Origin of the sequence: Variovorax sp. YR750 (assembly GCF_900109805.1) — a bacterium.
In the GTDB taxonomy this organism is placed as follows: Bacteria; Pseudomonadota; Gammaproteobacteria; order Burkholderiales; family Burkholderiaceae_C; genus Variovorax; species Variovorax gossypii.
The window spans coordinates 49,569-63,403 of sequence record NZ_FOBJ01000015.1 but is presented as its reverse complement, the minus strand read 5'-3'; the positions used below and the strand labels follow the sequence as shown (position 1 = coordinate 63,403).

Here is a 13,835-nt window from a genome sequence, read left to right as displayed (position 1 = left end):
GGGGATGAAATCTGCGGCGCATCGCCCCCCTGAATCCGACTTTGGACGCGCGCTGCGTGTGGCCCGCAAGGCCAAGGGATTGCCGCAGGAATCGTTCGACCAAGTGTCGAGCCGGACTTACATCTCTGCATTGGAACGGGGACTGAAGCAGCCCACCGTTGCCAAGGTCGGAGAGCTGGCTTCGGTCCTGGGTGTCCATCCGTTGACGCTCTTGGCGCTTTCCTATCTGCGCCACCCTACACCTGCGTCAGTGCAAAGACTTGCAGCTCACCTGATCGAAGAGATCGATGACCTGAATCTCGTAGCGAGATGAGTCGGTCGGGTCACGGTGGCGGAGATCGGTGACCCACTCGCTGGTGTAGCCGTACTGAAATGGCACGAGAGGTCAGGCGGCAGGTACCCTGGATGCGACGCTCAAGCCGCTTTCAGTCGAGGCTGTGTGAAAACGCATTGAATCCGTGAATACCGTCGCCTAGATTGAGACAACGCCACGAACTGGGTTGCCACATGAAGCGATTCATCGAGCCAGGGGATCGAAGCCAGATCACGCTGCTGCCAGAGTGCCTTGACGACTACATCTCAGAAGAGAACCCCATCCGCGTAGTCGATGTCTTTGTCGATGAACTCAAGCTCTATCAGTTCGGCTTTGAAGGTGCGGAACCTGCGGCCACCGGGCGGCCGTCGTACCACCCCTCAGTGCTGTTGAAGATCTACATCTACGGCTATCTGAACCAAGTGCAATCCAGTCGACGCCTGGAGCGAGAGGCACAGCGCAATGTGGAGTTGATGTGGCTGACCGGGCGCCTGGCCCCCGATTTCAAGACCATCGCGGACTTCCGCAAAGATCATGGTGACGCCATTCGTCTGGTGTGCCGAGAGTTCGTTCTTTTGTGCCGCCGGCTCAAGCTATTTGCCGACGGCGTCATCGCCGTGGACGGAAGCAAGTTCAAGGGCGTCAACAACCGCGACAAGAACTTCAACGAGCACAAGCTCCAGGTGCGGATGCAGCAGCTCGAGCAGAGCATCGGCCGATACCTTGCCGAACTTGATCGAGCTGACCGAGATCCAGCGATGGTTCTCCCCGAGCGTATTGCGCGCCTCCAGGAAAAGGTAGCCAAGATCAAAGGACAGATGCGTGAAATCTCTGCCATCGAGCGGCAGCTTCAGTCCACGCAAGAGCGACAGATCTCTCTGACCGATCCGGATGCCCGCTCGATGGCGACCAGCCGACTTGGCTCAGCAGTCGTAGGCTACAACGTCCAGGCCGCGGTCGATGCAAAACACCACATGATCGTCGCCCACGAGGTGACCAACGCAGTAACCGATCGAGGCCAACTGGCCGCCATCTCCAAGGCGGCTCAAGAGGCCATCGAACACCCCAAACCAATCGTGCTGGCGGATCGAGGCTACTTCGAAGGCTACGGGATTCTGGAGTGCGAACGTGCGGGCATTGCGACACTTGTCCCGAAGCCCTTGACGTCCAACAGCAAGTTCGAGGGCAGATTCGACAAGCGAGACTTCGTCTATGACAAGCGACGGGATGTGTACCGGTGTCCGGCGGGCGAGATCGCAATCTACCGCTTCACCGCCATTGAGGACGGCAAGGCGTTGCGCAAGTACTGGACATCAAACTGTGGCGGCTGTCACTTGAAGCCGCAGTGCACCCCGGCGCCAGCCAGGCGCATCAGTCGATGGGAGTACGAGGAGGTCCTGGAAAAGGTCCAGGCACGTCTAGATGCTGCGCCCGAGGCCTCAAAGTTCAGGCAACGAACGATCGAACACGTGTTCGGCACCCTGAAAGCGTGGATGGGGGCCACGCACTTCCTGACGAAGACCTTGCCGAACGTGAAAACCGAGATGAATCTGCAGGTTCTGGCCTACAACCTCAAGCGAGCAATCAAGATCCTCGGCGCAAGTACCCTGATTGCAGAGATGAAGTCGTAGGAGCCGACTCGCGTCTTGTAGAGACGGCCGAGAATTCCGGTAGGAACTGAGTCCGCCGGCCCAACGGATCTTGCGCGCCCCATCAATGCAGCTGTTTCCACACAGCCTCAGTCATAACCCGTCATACGCGGTAGGGCTCCAATTCGCGCCAAAGTTGGACTGGAGGCACGCGCAGGATGCTTCCGTTGACCTTCCACAACCTGCCCTCGTCTCAGAGTGCCGCCGAGCTCGCTGCTGGTGAGGTTTCGACGAAACTCTTGGACCCTTCACGTTAATGCGGTCAGGCCGGCCGCCGACGTCGGTGCAACGGACAGAATACAGCCAGAATCGGCGTATCAAAGGATAGAGAATTTGCCGTGGCAGACGCACGCCCCAGCCGTATTATCTGAGGAATAGGAGGTTGTCATGGCCAAAGTTAGCAAGCACGTAGTCCCAAGTCCGTCCGGTGGATGGGCGGTCAAGAACTCTGGGTCATCGCGCGCCAGTAAGACCTTCGGCACTCAGGCGGAGGCGGTGAGATACGGTCGCGATGCAGCGAAGAAGGGCGGCCTCGAGCTCTACGTGCACGGGCGCGACGGGACCATCAAGAACAAGAACAGCTACGGTCGCGACCCGATGCCTCCTCGCGACAAGAAGGGATAGAGATGTCCTTTGAGAGAAGCGTATTTGTCAATTGTCCTTTCGACGAGGCTTTCTTCCCTCTCTTGCGACCTCTCCTCTTCACCATCATTTTTCTCGGGCTAAAACCGCGAATTGCCCTCGAGGCATCCGACTCCGGGGAGGCACGTCTCGAGAAGATTCTGGCGTTGATACGGGCGTCGAAGTTCGGGATTCATGACTTATCTCGCTGCGAGGCATCTAAGGCAGGGGAGTTGTACCGACTGAATATGCCGTTCGAGTTGGGCTTGGATTTCGGGTGTCGAACGTATGGCCGCGGTCAACTTCGAGAAAAGAAGTCGCTCGTCCTGGAAGCGGAGTCCTATCGATACAAGGCGGCCCTTTCTGATCTGTCGGGCGCCGACATCGAGGTACATAAGAACGAACCGTACAAGGTCGTAACCGCGGTGAGGAACTGGCTCAGGAATGTGGCTGTTGCGAACGCTGCCGGTGCTACCAAGATATGGGGCGCTTTTAACGACTTCATGGCCAAGAACTATGACGACTTGATTGACGAGGGGTTCTCTGCAGCCGACATTGAGGCGTTACCCGTTTTCGAGCTAATGGAGCGGATGACAGCCTGGAAAGAGCAGAACATCTAGTGCGTAGGAGGAGGTGCGCGACGGGTGCTTCCAGCCAGAACCTGACATCCGTCGCAGGCTCCCCACCTCTTGGACGCACGACCGCTCATAGGTTTTGGCGAGGTTGCAAGCTACCAGGAACGCCAGGCAACAGCTACTTCTTGGCAGGTGCCGCAGAGTACCCGAAGGCTTGGTAGAGAACGTCGCGGGTGTGGGAGAGGAGCACGGCGACGTCGACGGCGATCGATACATCCTCAATGTAAATCTCGGGGAAGACCATAAAAGGTCGATCGGCTCGCTTTTGGCGGAAGGCAGAGTAACCGTCCAGGGCAAGAACGCAGCTCCCCACGTGCATGAGGGCGCACGTTACGAGCGCGGGGCCAGAGATTTCGTACTTCTTCGCGGCCTCAAGCGAGACAGTCAAGCAACGCTCGAAGAAGTCCAGGGTGTGCGTAGCATGTACACCCATCTTTCCATCCAGCCCCTCGCCACCAGCAATCGTCATGTATTCCATCGAGCCGTTCCTGAAAAACAGGCTCTGAGAGTACGCCTCTCCGTCAGCGCCGAGATAGGCCCCGGTTCCGTCAAGGTTCATGCGCGGGTTCGCGCCACCATCCCAAGTGATGAAGTCAACGAACTGCACCCTTTTCACATCGACCTGTGAACGGTTTGCAAGACCGGACAGCGAAACGAGCTCGAGCACCGCCAAGGGAGCCTCTCCCATCGGCATCCTCATCCTCCTGTCTTCCACGAGCTTCAGCCTTGATTTCACAAATTCGCGAGCCTGCGCGGCGAGCGAGGCGGAAGAACCGAATGCGGAGCGGAGCTGGTCGTAGGTCATGTCGCTCGTGATTGTTCCGTTGCGCAGGACGAATCGGCGCTGGCTGTTGTTGTTTCGAATGCAGTGAGGGCCATCGAACGACGCCGGCACGCGGATCACGAGACCGAATCCGCCCTCGAGCGGCACGTGTTCGAGCTGGATTCCCCGAATGCGAGGCTCGACCCAAGACTCGAGCGTCTGAAGCAGGCGACGAGATGCATCGTCGTAGGACTCGCCCACGAGTGGCGCCACGCTTTCAGCTGTTCCACCTGCGGAGTTTTCTTTGATCCCGTAGACCAGATCGCCGCCGTCTGCGTTGGCAAGTGCACAAACATCCTTGGCGAGCTCGTTCTTACCCTTGTCGTCGTTGCGCGTGAGCTCCTGCTTGAAATCCAGAGTTCCGCTCTCGCTGAACCGTTGGTCGCAAATAGCCTGGAAGGCAGCGGCGTCGATTTGGCCGAGGGCGTATGGAAGCATCGGATTGCCAGTGATATGTTGACGAGATGGTATCGGGCCTCGTCAGGGCAGCAAACCTTTCTGAAATCTATCGACAAGCTGGCACATTTTTGCGATCAAATGCAGGTCATCAGGGGAAAACAATCCGAAGGCTCGCGGCACGTGTTGCCGTGTATTACGCTCATTGGAGAATTTTTCCGGTGCCGCTGATGACGGTGAGCTCCACCAACGTCGATCCCCGTCGCAAGCCTTGTTTGAGGCCGACTACGTACCCACCAAGATCAAGGTTGTCGATGCTCTCCAATGCCGTGGTCATTCCACTGCGAGAGGGGCGCGAGCCTTGGCGCCGCACGGCCTCTATGATCACTTTTGCAGCGATATAGCCCTCCATCGTGACGTAGCTCACTGATACGCCGGGTTGGCCGCTCTTGCCGGCCGCTTCGCTCAGTTCCTTGGCCAATCTGGAAGCCCGGTACGGACTGGGAACGACCTGGGCAATCACCACGCCTTGCATCACGCTGGAAACAAAGGCCAGCCGGCTTTCGGCGATCTCCTTCGTCACGCGTTCCATGTCCGCCCCGGAATGCACGAAGAGTTGAGCGGCACCGCCTTCACCCCGATATTGCTCAATGAAGCGGGCAGCCGCCGCTCCGCTGCAAACCATGATGATGGCTTGGGGTTTGTCCCTCAAGAAGGTATCGATCGCCTCGGAGACCCGCGTGGAACCTGCTGCATATGAGGCCCTTGATACGATCATCGTCTTGCTCTTCTTGCCGAGTTCCTCGGCTGTGGCAACTAGCGCACTTGCACCTGAATCTTCTTCATAGAACAGTCCCAGACGCGTGAGGCCAATCGTCGCCAGATGGGCGACGATCACAGCCAGTTCGTCGCGCAGGCCCGCGCGCACGTTGTAAAGAAAAGGTAGCTCGGAATCGACCCGGGCGGCACGGTATCCCAGAAGGGCGACTCTTTCTCGCTCCAGGGTTCCTGAGGCAAGAAGTTCGGAGATGCTGCTGTTGCCGAAGTAGCCAGCCAGCACCATCGGCTGCTGTTCCGAAAGCAAAAGCCGGGTGAGTTTGACCGTTTCTTCGGGGCGCGCACGGTCGTCTTTGCTCACCAGCGCGAAGGTATGACCATTAACGCCACCCGCCTTATTGACGGCGTCGAACGCCATTTGCATGCCAGCCGCATATGCGCGCCCCTGGCTGGCTTCAGTTCCTGACAATGGCGCGACCTGCCCGACAACGATTCGCTCGGCCCTGGCGCCGAGACTGCCCAGGACCGCGGCAACGGCAAGGGCGAACGGCATGGTGAACTTAAGGATCTTTCGCATGACGTGCCCCGAGGTTCTTCAGTTCAATTCGCTGCAGCCACTACGGTCATTTCAACCAAAAGGCTTGATGACGCCAACCGCGCTTCGACGGTCGTTCTTGCGGGGGCGCTCCCTTGCGCGATCCACGACTCCCAGATCGAATTCATCGCAGCAAAGTCGTCGATGCTGCGCAGATAGATGGTCGTCGAAAGAATCCGCTCCCGGTTGGTGCCCGCCTCTGTCAGGAGCGCATCGATGCGGGCGAGAACCTCCTGGGTCTGCGCGGCGATGTCTCCGGTGGCATTCGCGCTGCCACTGGCAGTTTGTCCACAAAGGTAAACCAGGCCACCGTGGCGAACGATCTTGCTCATGCGTGCGTTCGTGTGCTTGCGTTCGATATCAGTCATTGCTCTTCCTCAAAAAATAGTCCGCTCACTTTCCCAGGCGGGAGGGGGCCGACCAGACCATCATGCAAATACCGTTTTCTTCATGCTCAGGGCGAACAGTTCCACCGCCTTGAGACCTGCAGCAGAGGTGCCCGTTGCGTCGAGCGGCGGCGACCAGGCGCACACCGTGCCGAATCCGGGGACCACGGCCAACACACCACCGCCGACTCCACTCTTGATGGGCAGGCCAATGGTGAAGGCCGTTTCGCCAGAGGCTTCGTACGTTCCGCTGCTCATCGTCAAGGCACAGATCTGGTGGACCTGTCTAGGCTCCAGAACCTGGCGCCCATCTCGGTCGATCCCACCATTCGCGAGAAATAACGCTGCGGCAGCCAGGTCTTTGCAACTGGCGGCAATCGCGCATTGAGAACAGTAGGCGCTTACGACGGCATCCACCGGGTTATGAAAATTCCCGAAACTCTTCATCAGATGGGCTGCCGCCTTGTTGCGGTGCGCGCACTCGAATTCGCCCGCGGCCACGCGTGGGTCATAGGCGATGGCTGGGTTTCCAGAAAGCTTGCGGACGAGATCGACTACCGCCATCTCCATCTGGGTGTTCCGGCTCGAGAGGAGGTCGGACACGACGAGGGCGCCGGCATTCAGGTACGGATTGCGCGGCTTGCCGGACTCTTTCTCCAGTTCGATCAGGGAGTTGAATGGGCTGGAACTGGGTAGTCGTCCGACGCGCTCCCAGAGGTCATCGCCAACCAGACGAAGCGCGAACACCAAGGCAAAGAGCTTCGAGATGCTTTGGATAGAGAAAGGCTCATCGGCGTCGCCCGTTGTGTAAAGAGCGCCGTCCAACGTCGCCACTGCGATGCCGAACTTCGAGGGATCAACTTCACGCAGCGCAGGAATGTAGTCCGCCAGCCGGCCACTTGCCGCCAACGGCTGTGCGCTGGCAGCAATTTGCTCGATGCATTGATGGATCTTCTGCATTGGATGATGCGACAGTTCACTCGACCTTTAAACCGCGCTCCACAACGACCTTGCGCAAGGCCTTGTATTCGGCGTCGATTTGCGACGCGAACTCGCCGGGACTGTTCCCGATCGGAAGGGAACCTGTCTCTTCGAGACGCTTCCTGAAGTCTGGCGAAGCTATGACTTTTTTGGCAGCGCCATTGATTCGATTCACCAACTCCGGTGGCATGCCCTTGGGGCCCACGAGGCCATAAAACGCCAGACGATTGACATCGCCGAAGCCGACCTCAGCAAAGGTGGGAACATCTGGCAAAGCAGCGAGCCGCGTCGGCGCAGCGACGACGATCGGGACGAGCTGCTTGCTCTTGATGAAGGGGAGCGCGGAAGGCAGGTTGTCGTAGATGATCTGGGTCTGCCCTGCAACGGTGTCGTTCAACGCCAAACCTGAGCCGCGATAAGCGATGTGCGTCACGAAGACTCCGGCGCTTCCCTTGAACATCTCCATCATCAGATGTCCCTGGCCTCCATTGCCCGCGCTGGCGTGGTTGTACTGGCCAGGTTTCCTCTTCAGTTCGGCGACGAACCCCTTGAAGTCCTTGGCAGGGAATGAGGGATGTACCGCCACCACGTTGGGAGTGGCAGCCACGTTGATGATCGGCGTGAAGTCCTTGGCCACGTTGTAAGGCACCTTCGGATTGATCGCCGGGTTCGCTGCAACGGTGGAAGCCGTTGCGATACCGAGCGTGTATCCGTCGGGCGCGGCGCGTACAACCTCCATCGTTCCGATGGAGCCGGCCGCGCCCGCCTTGTTGTCGATGACCACCGGTTGACCGAGCTCGGTGCCCAGCTTGTCGGCCAGGAGTCGAGCAACGATGTCTGTGGTTCCTCCCGGTGCGAATGGGACAATCAGTCTGACCGGCCGTGTCGGATAGGTTTGCGCCCACGCTGCCTGGGTGGTGAGCACCAGGGCGGTCGCTGCGGCAAATGCTGAAAACACACGCTTAGTCATTGCACTATTCCTTCAAAATTTTTCTGGCATCCCATGTTCGGGATGCAATCCCCTATCAGCAAGGCCGATTCCATTTCTCCACCGTCAGCACAAGGAGACATTCACCGCTACACGGACTCGACAGGCATTGCCAATTTGCAGCGCACGTCAGCGCTATGCCGCCAATCAGTCGCTCGTTTTAGTCGCCAAAGAGGCCAACGAAGCCAGCGGTACAGGTTTGAGCGGAGCCCGGATGTGATACGCCCCCACGTCGACAGGGTTCTTGCCCAATTCGGTTGCGAGGATCTGCGTCACGGTGAGGCCGCACATGCGTCCTTGGCAAGGCCCCATACCGCACCGGCTAAAGAACTTGGTTTGATTCGGCCCTTGGCAGCCCAAACGCGCCATCTCGCGAATGCGTCCCGCCGTCACCTCTTCACAGCGGCAGACGATCGTTTCATCCTCAGGGTCGGCGAGCCAGCTCGGTGGGCGGTAGAGTGCATCAAGGAAAGGTCGAATGCGCAACTGCTTTTCCAATTGGCCACGCGCCGTCTTGGCCCGCGCGTCGCATTCGCTGTCGGTCAGCCGGTCCAATGCACGTGCCGCGCCCAGGGCCGCAAGCACGCCTGCTGGTTCGGCGGCCAGGGCACCAGCAATACCGGCGCCATCGCCAGCGATGCGAAAGCCCGCAAGCGAGGTTTCGCCCCATGGGTCGACACGCGGCCGCCAAGCAACCTGATCGGGGTCCCAATCATGTTCGACACGCAGCAGTCGGCTGAGTTGGGTATTGGGCACCACGCCGTGATGCAACAGCACCACGTCGGCGTCCATTCGGTATTCTGAACCTCCGGATTTGAAGGCCAGTGCCTGTGCTCGCTCCTGCCCCTCTACCCGCAATCCAGTCGCCGCGGAGAAGATCGGAATACCCTGGCGGCGCAGACGCCAAAGCATGCGCGCCCCCTTCGCGAGATACGCCGGAGCACGCAGGGCGGCGGGCAGGTGGCGCAGCGCATGCCAGCGGCTCTGACGCGCAGAAGTCTCCACGATGCCAACAACAGAGACGCCTGCGTCCAGAAGCTGGCAAGCCACGAGCAGCAACAACGGCCCTGAGCCAGTGAGCACGACGCGCCCGGCAGGCACCGCACCTGCACTTTTCAGGGTGATCTGCGCAGCACCGGCATTGAGCACGCCCGGAAGTGTCCAACCGGGGATCGGCGACGGTCTCTCCATGGCGCCTGTCGCTGCAATCAGTTGTGGCGATCGCGCCTGGAACGATTGGCCATCCTTTTGCGCAGTGACAGTGAGGTCACGTGCAACATCCCAGACCGCGGACCCGAAGCCGAGCTCGACGCCCGAGCCCACAAGCCGGTTGGCCAATGTCTCTCCGTGTCGATAGTCAGGCCCCAGCAGCGCGGCCACCGATGGTTGCACCGCAGTGATGTTGCGGTAGATCTGTCCGCCTGCACGCAGCTGCTCGTCCAACAAGAGTGTCTTCAGGCCGCAAGATGCCGCCGTGAGCGCCGCTGAGATCCCGGCAGGCCCGGCACCGATGACCACGAGGTCATGAGTGAACGTTGTCATGGCAGATCTCCCGGGCGGCGAGCGCCATCGGGAAGCCGCACCTGCATGCCCTCACGTACCTGGACCATGCAGGATTGAACGTTCTGGGCGCCGTCGACCTCCACGAGACAGTCGAAGCACACACCCATGAGGCACAGCGGTGTGCGGGGTTGTCGCGATACCGGCGTACGCCGGAAGGGAACGACATCGGCCTTCAAGAGCGCGGCCGCGAGCGTTTCGCCTTCGCGAGCAGACAGGCTGCGCCCATCGACAACTATCTCGACCACCTGCCGCTCATCGTTCGCGGGAAGCAACATTGTTCTAAACATCGAAGCGTTCCGATTTGAAGGTTTGTATTTCGGACGGCTCCGCGCCTCCCCGCATCCAAGTCACAAGCGAGCTCGCGTGCATCGAGGCCAATGTGATCCCGCTGTGGCAAGTAATGAGGAATGCCCCGGGACAGGTGTGCGATTCCTGGTAGATCGGAAAGCCGTCGGGTGTCATGACGCGCAACGCCCCCCAGGTGCGAACTACGTTCACGTCGGCCAGAATCGGAAAGATGCGCCGCGCTCGCTCGGCGATGCGGGCCAGTTGCTCCAGCGTCGTGCCGTCATCCAGACCGACGTCTTCCTTGGAGTCGCCGATCTGTACCACCCCCTCGCCGGTTTGGCGGACCTGCCCTGAAGGATGGCGTAGGAAAGGCTGCATCCGCTCGGTCACCAGGATCTGGCCTCGATTGGGTTCGATCGGCGCGCTCAGGCCCACCATCGGTGCGAGTTCGCGATTGCCCAGCCCGGCGGCCAGCACCACCCGGCCCGCGACGTGCTCGACGCCGCCGGCCCACACGTGGAATTCACCCGCCTTGTGCTCGATCCGCTCACAGCGCACGCCCGGCACCATCTGCCCTCCGTGAATCTCGAAACCGCGGAACAGCGCGCGCAGCAACCTCAGCGGACTAACGTGTCCGTCAAGGGGGCAGTACACAGCCCCCACCACCTCGGGTCCGATGAACGGCGACAGGGCACGCAATCCCTGGGCGTCCAGCACCTCGTAGGGGTATGGAACTTCCAGGGCGCTTCGGATTGACTCGAGGCTGGCCACGCGTTTGGTCAGTTCGCCTTCGTTCAGGCAGATGGTCAGACCGCCAATCTGGGACAGCTCCAGATCGACGCCGCTCACAGCTGTCAAGTCTTGAGCGAAGTTCGGCCAGTGCTTGGCAGCAGCCATCGTCCAGCGCGCATAGTCCGTGTTGCCCACGCCTTTGCCTTGCACCCAGACAAGGCCGAAGTTGCCGCGGGCTGCACGAAAGGCGTCGTCGCCTTCGTCCAGGACCCGGACGCGCTCGCCCGCACAAGCCAGGCCGTAGCCGACGGACACCCCGACGACGCCACCCCCGAGTATCAGGGTATCGACTTCACGCACTGTCACGATGTCTTCCCCGCCAAGATGCGGTCCAGCCCATAGAAGCGGTCCAGCACGACCATCAGCACCAGCGTGATCAGGATCAGCACTGTGGAGACCGAAGCCAGCAGAGGATCGATGGTGTTCGCGATATGGTTGTACATCTTGACCGGCAGCGTTTCCGTGCGTGCAGATGCGACGAAGATCGACATCGTCAATTCGTCAAAACTGTTGATGAAGGCGATCAGCCAGCCACCCGCGACCCCCGGCACGATGAGCGGCAACTCGATGCGCCGAAAGACCGTCCACCCAGATGCACCGAGAGACTCGGCAGCCTGGGCAACCGAGCGATCAAAGCCTGTGGCAGCGGCGACCACGAGACGCAGGACGTAGGGCAACACGATCACGGTGTGCGCTGCGGTCAACCCCCACAGCGTGCCAGAGGCGTCCAACAGCGTGAGAAAACGCAGCAATGCGATGCCAAGCACCACGTGCGGCACCATCAGCGGCGATAGCAACAGGCCCAGAACAGCCTCGCGACCGGGGAAGCGATGCCAGGCGATGGCCATGCCTGCCGGGACCGCGATCAGCGTGGCCAAGCTGGCGGCCGTAATGCCGAGGGCCAGGCTGCGGTAGAAGGCGCTCATGAAGCTGTCATCCTTCAGGATCGCCGCATACCACCGCCACGACGCGCCGTCGAATGGCATGGCGATGTAGCCCTTGTCCGTGAACGACACGAGAACCACCATCAGCAGAGGTGCCAGCATGAAGGCACCGAACAGCCAGTGGAAGGCGAGCAGCGGAAACGGCGTCTTTTTCATTGAAACACCTGCTTGAAGCGGCGCTCGACGAATCGGTTCATGCCGAGGGATATCGTCAGAACGATGGCCAGCAATACAACAGCCAGTGCGGCACCCAAGGGCCAATTCAGATTGCCCAGGAACTCGTCGTAGATCGTGGTGGGCACGACCTTCAGGCGACGCCCACCGATGATGGCGGGCGTAGCGAACGCGCTAGCTGCCAATGCAAAAACGATGAGGCCGCCGGAGAGCACGCCAGGGATCACCTGGGGGAACACGATCCGGCGCAATACCGTCGTCAGTCCCGCTCCGAGCGACTCCGCCGCTTGCTCCGTGCTGGCATCGAGCTTCTGCAGCGATGCCCACACGGCCAGGACCATGAACGGCACCAGCACATGCACCAATGCGACGACGACGCCGGAGAATGTGAACATCATCTTCACCGGCTCGGAGATCAGACCGCTCGCCAGCAGAATCTTGTTGAGAACACCTTCATTGCCGAGCAGCACGGCCCAGCCCAGCGTTCGGACCACGACCGAGATCAGCAACGGGCCAAGCACGATCACGATGGACACCGCTCTCCATCGCGGGGAAAGCCGGCTCAGCACGTAGGCCTCCGGTACGCCGATCGCAACGCAGATCAGCGTGACGAGAAAGGCCATGCCGAATGTGCGCGCAAAGATCTCGCGGTAGTAGTCGTCGCGCGCGATGTCGACGTAGTTGGCGATCGTGATTTGATCGCCGATACCCCCTCCGGACAGGAAGGGGAAGAAGCTCAGAGAGAGCGTGACCACCAACGGCAAGGCCACGAAGGCCAGCGCAATCAGCATGCCGGGCGCCGTGAGCCAGTACGGCAGCAGGTTCCGCTGAGTCATGCCACCACTCCCCTGCGGGGCACAAGACGAGCGTTCTCGGGCGCCCAATGCAGGCCGACCAGATCCGCTTCGTTGGCCTGAGGCAGACCAAGATTGGCCTGCGTAAGCTGAAGGGTGCCCAGCGGAGTCTCCACCTGAAACAACCAGTGATTGCCCAGGAACACCCGCGCGCTCACGCGCCCCTTCACGATCGCATCCGCTTCTGCCGCAAACGAGATTTTTTCGGGTCGCACGATGTACTCGAGATCGCCCACAGTGGTCGCATCCGAGACTGGCAGTTGATGGCTCCCCACTTGTACCGGTGCACCCGAGTGCGCCCGCGACACCTCGAACACATTGGCTTTACCAAGGAAAGTAGACGAGAAACGGCCGTTCGGCCGCTCGTACATCTCGAACGGGCGCCCCACCTGCTCGATGGAGCCCTTGTTCATGAGCACCACGCGGTCGGACAGCGTCATGGCCTCCGCCTGATCATGCGTCACCATGATGGTCGTGACGCCAACGCGGTGCTGAAGCGCCCGCAGTTCGATCTGCATCTCCTCGCGCAGTTTCGCATCGAGCGCACCCATAGGTTCGTCGAGCAGCAGCACCGGTGGCTGGATGGCAAGAGCGCGCGCCAACGCCACACGTTGGCGCTGCCCGCCTGAGAGCTCGCGCGGGTAACGCGCGGCCATGGGGCCCAGGTGTACGAGCTCCAAGGTGGACGTCACGCGCTTGCGCCGCTCGCCGGATGGGACGCCCTGCATCTCCAGGCCGAACGCAACGTTGTCGGCCACCGTCATGTGTGGAAACAGCGCATAGTTCTGGAACACGATGCCCAGGCCGCGGCGGTTCGGCTTCACATTGGTGATGTCGGCACCGTCCAGCAGGATTCGACCCGTGGTCGGCTCCGCGAAACCTGCCACCATCTGGAGCGTCGTTGTCTTGCCGCAGCCCGACGGGCCAAGCAGGCTGACAAATTCGCCTTTGGCGACGGAGAGATCGAAAGCGCCAACGGCCACCGCATCGCCGTAGCGTTTGGACAGGCCCTTTAGTTCCAGAAAGCTCATAGCGTGGGTCTCCTAGTTATCGAAC

General features: G+C 60.5%; 15 protein-coding genes. 4 read left to right on the top strand and 11 right to left on the bottom strand.

Translation table 11 applies throughout. The features are described 5' to 3' along the window. The first annotated feature begins 4 nt into the window (after positions 1-4). The 4 genes from BMY35_RS27130 (at position 5) to BMY35_RS27115 (ending at position 3,203) form a co-directional block, all read left to right on the top strand. Positions 5-313 (top strand): helix-turn-helix domain-containing protein, encoded by a 309-nt coding sequence (locus tag BMY35_RS27130; protein ID WP_093206121.1) that lies wholly within the window; start codon positions 5-7, stop codon positions 311-313. A gap of 194 nt (positions 314-507) precedes the next feature. After that, a complete protein-coding gene (locus BMY35_RS27125; protein ID WP_093060167.1) occupies positions 508-1,944 on the top strand; it encodes an IS1182 family transposase in 1,437 nt (478 codons plus the stop codon). A 405-nt stretch (positions 1,945-2,349) separates the two neighbouring features. Continuing rightward, positions 2,350-2,586 (top strand): DUF2188 domain-containing protein, encoded by a 237-nt coding sequence (locus BMY35_RS27120; protein ID WP_093206120.1) that lies wholly within the window; start codon positions 2,350-2,352, stop codon positions 2,584-2,586. 2 nt (positions 2,587-2,588) lie between these two features. Beyond that, positions 2,589-3,203 (top strand): hypothetical protein, encoded by a 615-nt coding sequence (locus BMY35_RS27115; protein WP_093206119.1) that lies wholly within the window; start codon positions 2,589-2,591, stop codon positions 3,201-3,203. Between the two features lie 133 nt (positions 3,204-3,336). Here the strand turns inward: BMY35_RS27115 and BMY35_RS27110 are convergent, their stop codons facing one another. The 11 genes from BMY35_RS27110 to BMY35_RS27060 all read right to left on the bottom strand — a co-directional run bounded on the left by BMY35_RS27110 (position 3,337) and on the right by BMY35_RS27060 (position 13,810). Then, complete coding sequence (locus tag BMY35_RS27110) at positions 3,337-4,479, bottom strand: AlbA family DNA-binding domain-containing protein (protein ID WP_093206118.1); 1,143 nt, start codon at positions 4,477-4,479, stop codon at positions 3,337-3,339. 160 nt (positions 4,480-4,639) lie between these two features. After that, entirely contained in the window at positions 4,640-5,791 is a 1,152-nt protein-coding gene (locus BMY35_RS27105; protein WP_093206117.1) for an ABC transporter substrate-binding protein, read from the bottom strand. A 23-nt stretch (positions 5,792-5,814) separates the two neighbouring features. After that, positions 5,815-6,177: a RidA family protein gene (locus BMY35_RS27100; protein ID WP_093206116.1), complete on the bottom strand. Its 363-nt coding sequence runs from the start codon at positions 6,175-6,177 to the stop codon at positions 5,815-5,817. 60 nt (positions 6,178-6,237) lie between these two features. After that, positions 6,238-7,155 (bottom strand): glutaminase, encoded by a 918-nt coding sequence (locus BMY35_RS27095; RefSeq protein WP_093206115.1) that lies wholly within the window; start codon positions 7,153-7,155, stop codon positions 6,238-6,240. A gap of 16 nt (positions 7,156-7,171) precedes the next feature. Then, a complete protein-coding gene (locus BMY35_RS27090; protein WP_093206114.1) occupies positions 7,172-8,146 on the bottom strand; it encodes a Bug family tripartite tricarboxylate transporter substrate binding protein in 975 nt (324 codons plus the stop codon). Between the two features lie 165 nt (positions 8,147-8,311). Next, positions 8,312-9,706, bottom strand: a complete 1,395-nt coding sequence (locus BMY35_RS27085; RefSeq protein WP_093206113.1) for an NAD(P)/FAD-dependent oxidoreductase — start codon at positions 9,704-9,706, stop codon at positions 8,312-8,314. Next, on the bottom strand, positions 9,703-10,002 hold the full coding sequence (locus tag BMY35_RS27080; RefSeq protein ID WP_256229749.1) for a (2Fe-2S)-binding protein: 300 nt from the start codon (positions 10,000-10,002) through the stop codon (positions 9,703-9,705). Before BMY35_RS27080 ends, BMY35_RS27085 begins: the two co-directional genes overlap by 4 nt. Positions 10,003-10,006: 4 nt before the next feature. Then, positions 10,007-11,113 (bottom strand): NAD(P)/FAD-dependent oxidoreductase, encoded by a 1,107-nt coding sequence (locus tag BMY35_RS27075; protein WP_093206109.1) that lies wholly within the window; start codon positions 11,111-11,113, stop codon positions 10,007-10,009. After that, positions 11,110-11,907, bottom strand: a complete 798-nt coding sequence (locus BMY35_RS27070; RefSeq protein ID WP_093206107.1) for an ABC transporter permease — start codon at positions 11,905-11,907, stop codon at positions 11,110-11,112. The genes BMY35_RS27075 and BMY35_RS27070 overlap by 4 nt, the downstream gene beginning before the upstream one ends. Continuing rightward, on the bottom strand, positions 11,904-12,761 hold the full coding sequence (locus BMY35_RS27065; RefSeq protein WP_093206105.1) for an ABC transporter permease: 858 nt from the start codon (positions 12,759-12,761) through the stop codon (positions 11,904-11,906). The genes BMY35_RS27070 and BMY35_RS27065 overlap by 4 nt, the downstream gene beginning before the upstream one ends. Further along, positions 12,758-13,810: an ABC transporter ATP-binding protein gene (locus tag BMY35_RS27060; protein WP_093206104.1), complete on the bottom strand. Its 1,053-nt coding sequence runs from the start codon at positions 13,808-13,810 to the stop codon at positions 12,758-12,760. The genes BMY35_RS27065 and BMY35_RS27060 overlap by 4 nt, the downstream gene beginning before the upstream one ends. Between the last annotated feature and the right edge of the window lie 25 nt (positions 13,811-13,835).

Bases quoted from the DNA above. Each gene is read 5' to 3' on its own strand.
- BMY35_RS27115 (WP_093206119.1), top strand. From the start codon at position 2,589: ATGTCCTTTGAGAGAAGCGTATTTGTCAATTGTCCTTTCGACGAGGCT.
- BMY35_RS27070 (WP_093206107.1), bottom strand. From the start codon at position 11,907: ATGAAAAAGACGCCGTTTCCGCTGCTCGCCTTCCACTGGCTGTTCGGT.
- BMY35_RS27090 (WP_093206114.1), bottom strand. From the start codon at position 8,146: ATGACTAAGCGTGTGTTTTCAGCATTTGCCGCAGCGACCGCCCTGGTG.
- BMY35_RS27100 (WP_093206116.1), bottom strand. From the start codon at position 6,177: ATGACTGATATCGAACGCAAGCACACGAACGCACGCATGAGCAAGATC.
- BMY35_RS27125 (WP_093060167.1), top strand. From the start codon at position 508: ATGAAGCGATTCATCGAGCCAGGGGATCGAAGCCAGATCACGCTGCTG.
- BMY35_RS27085 (WP_093206113.1), bottom strand. From the start codon at position 9,706: ATGACAACGTTCACTCATGACCTCGTGGTCATCGGTGCCGGGCCTGCC.
- BMY35_RS27095 (WP_093206115.1), bottom strand. From the start codon at position 7,155: ATGCAGAAGATCCATCAATGCATCGAGCAAATTGCTGCCAGCGCACAG.
- BMY35_RS27080 (WP_256229749.1), bottom strand. From the start codon at position 10,002: ATGTTGCTTCCCGCGAACGATGAGCGGCAGGTGGTCGAGATAGTTGTC.
- BMY35_RS27060 (WP_093206104.1), bottom strand. From the start codon at position 13,810: ATGAGCTTTCTGGAACTAAAGGGCCTGTCCAAACGCTACGGCGATGCG.
- BMY35_RS27065 (WP_093206105.1), bottom strand. From the start codon at position 12,761: ATGACTCAGCGGAACCTGCTGCCGTACTGGCTCACGGCGCCCGGCATG.
- BMY35_RS27110 (WP_093206118.1), bottom strand. From the start codon at position 4,479: ATGCTTCCATACGCCCTCGGCCAAATCGACGCCGCTGCCTTCCAGGCT.
- BMY35_RS27105 (WP_093206117.1), bottom strand. From the start codon at position 5,791: ATGCGAAAGATCCTTAAGTTCACCATGCCGTTCGCCCTTGCCGTTGCC.
- BMY35_RS27120 (WP_093206120.1), top strand. From the start codon at position 2,350: ATGGCCAAAGTTAGCAAGCACGTAGTCCCAAGTCCGTCCGGTGGATGG.
- BMY35_RS27130 (WP_093206121.1), top strand. From the start codon at position 5: ATGAAATCTGCGGCGCATCGCCCCCCTGAATCCGACTTTGGACGCGCG.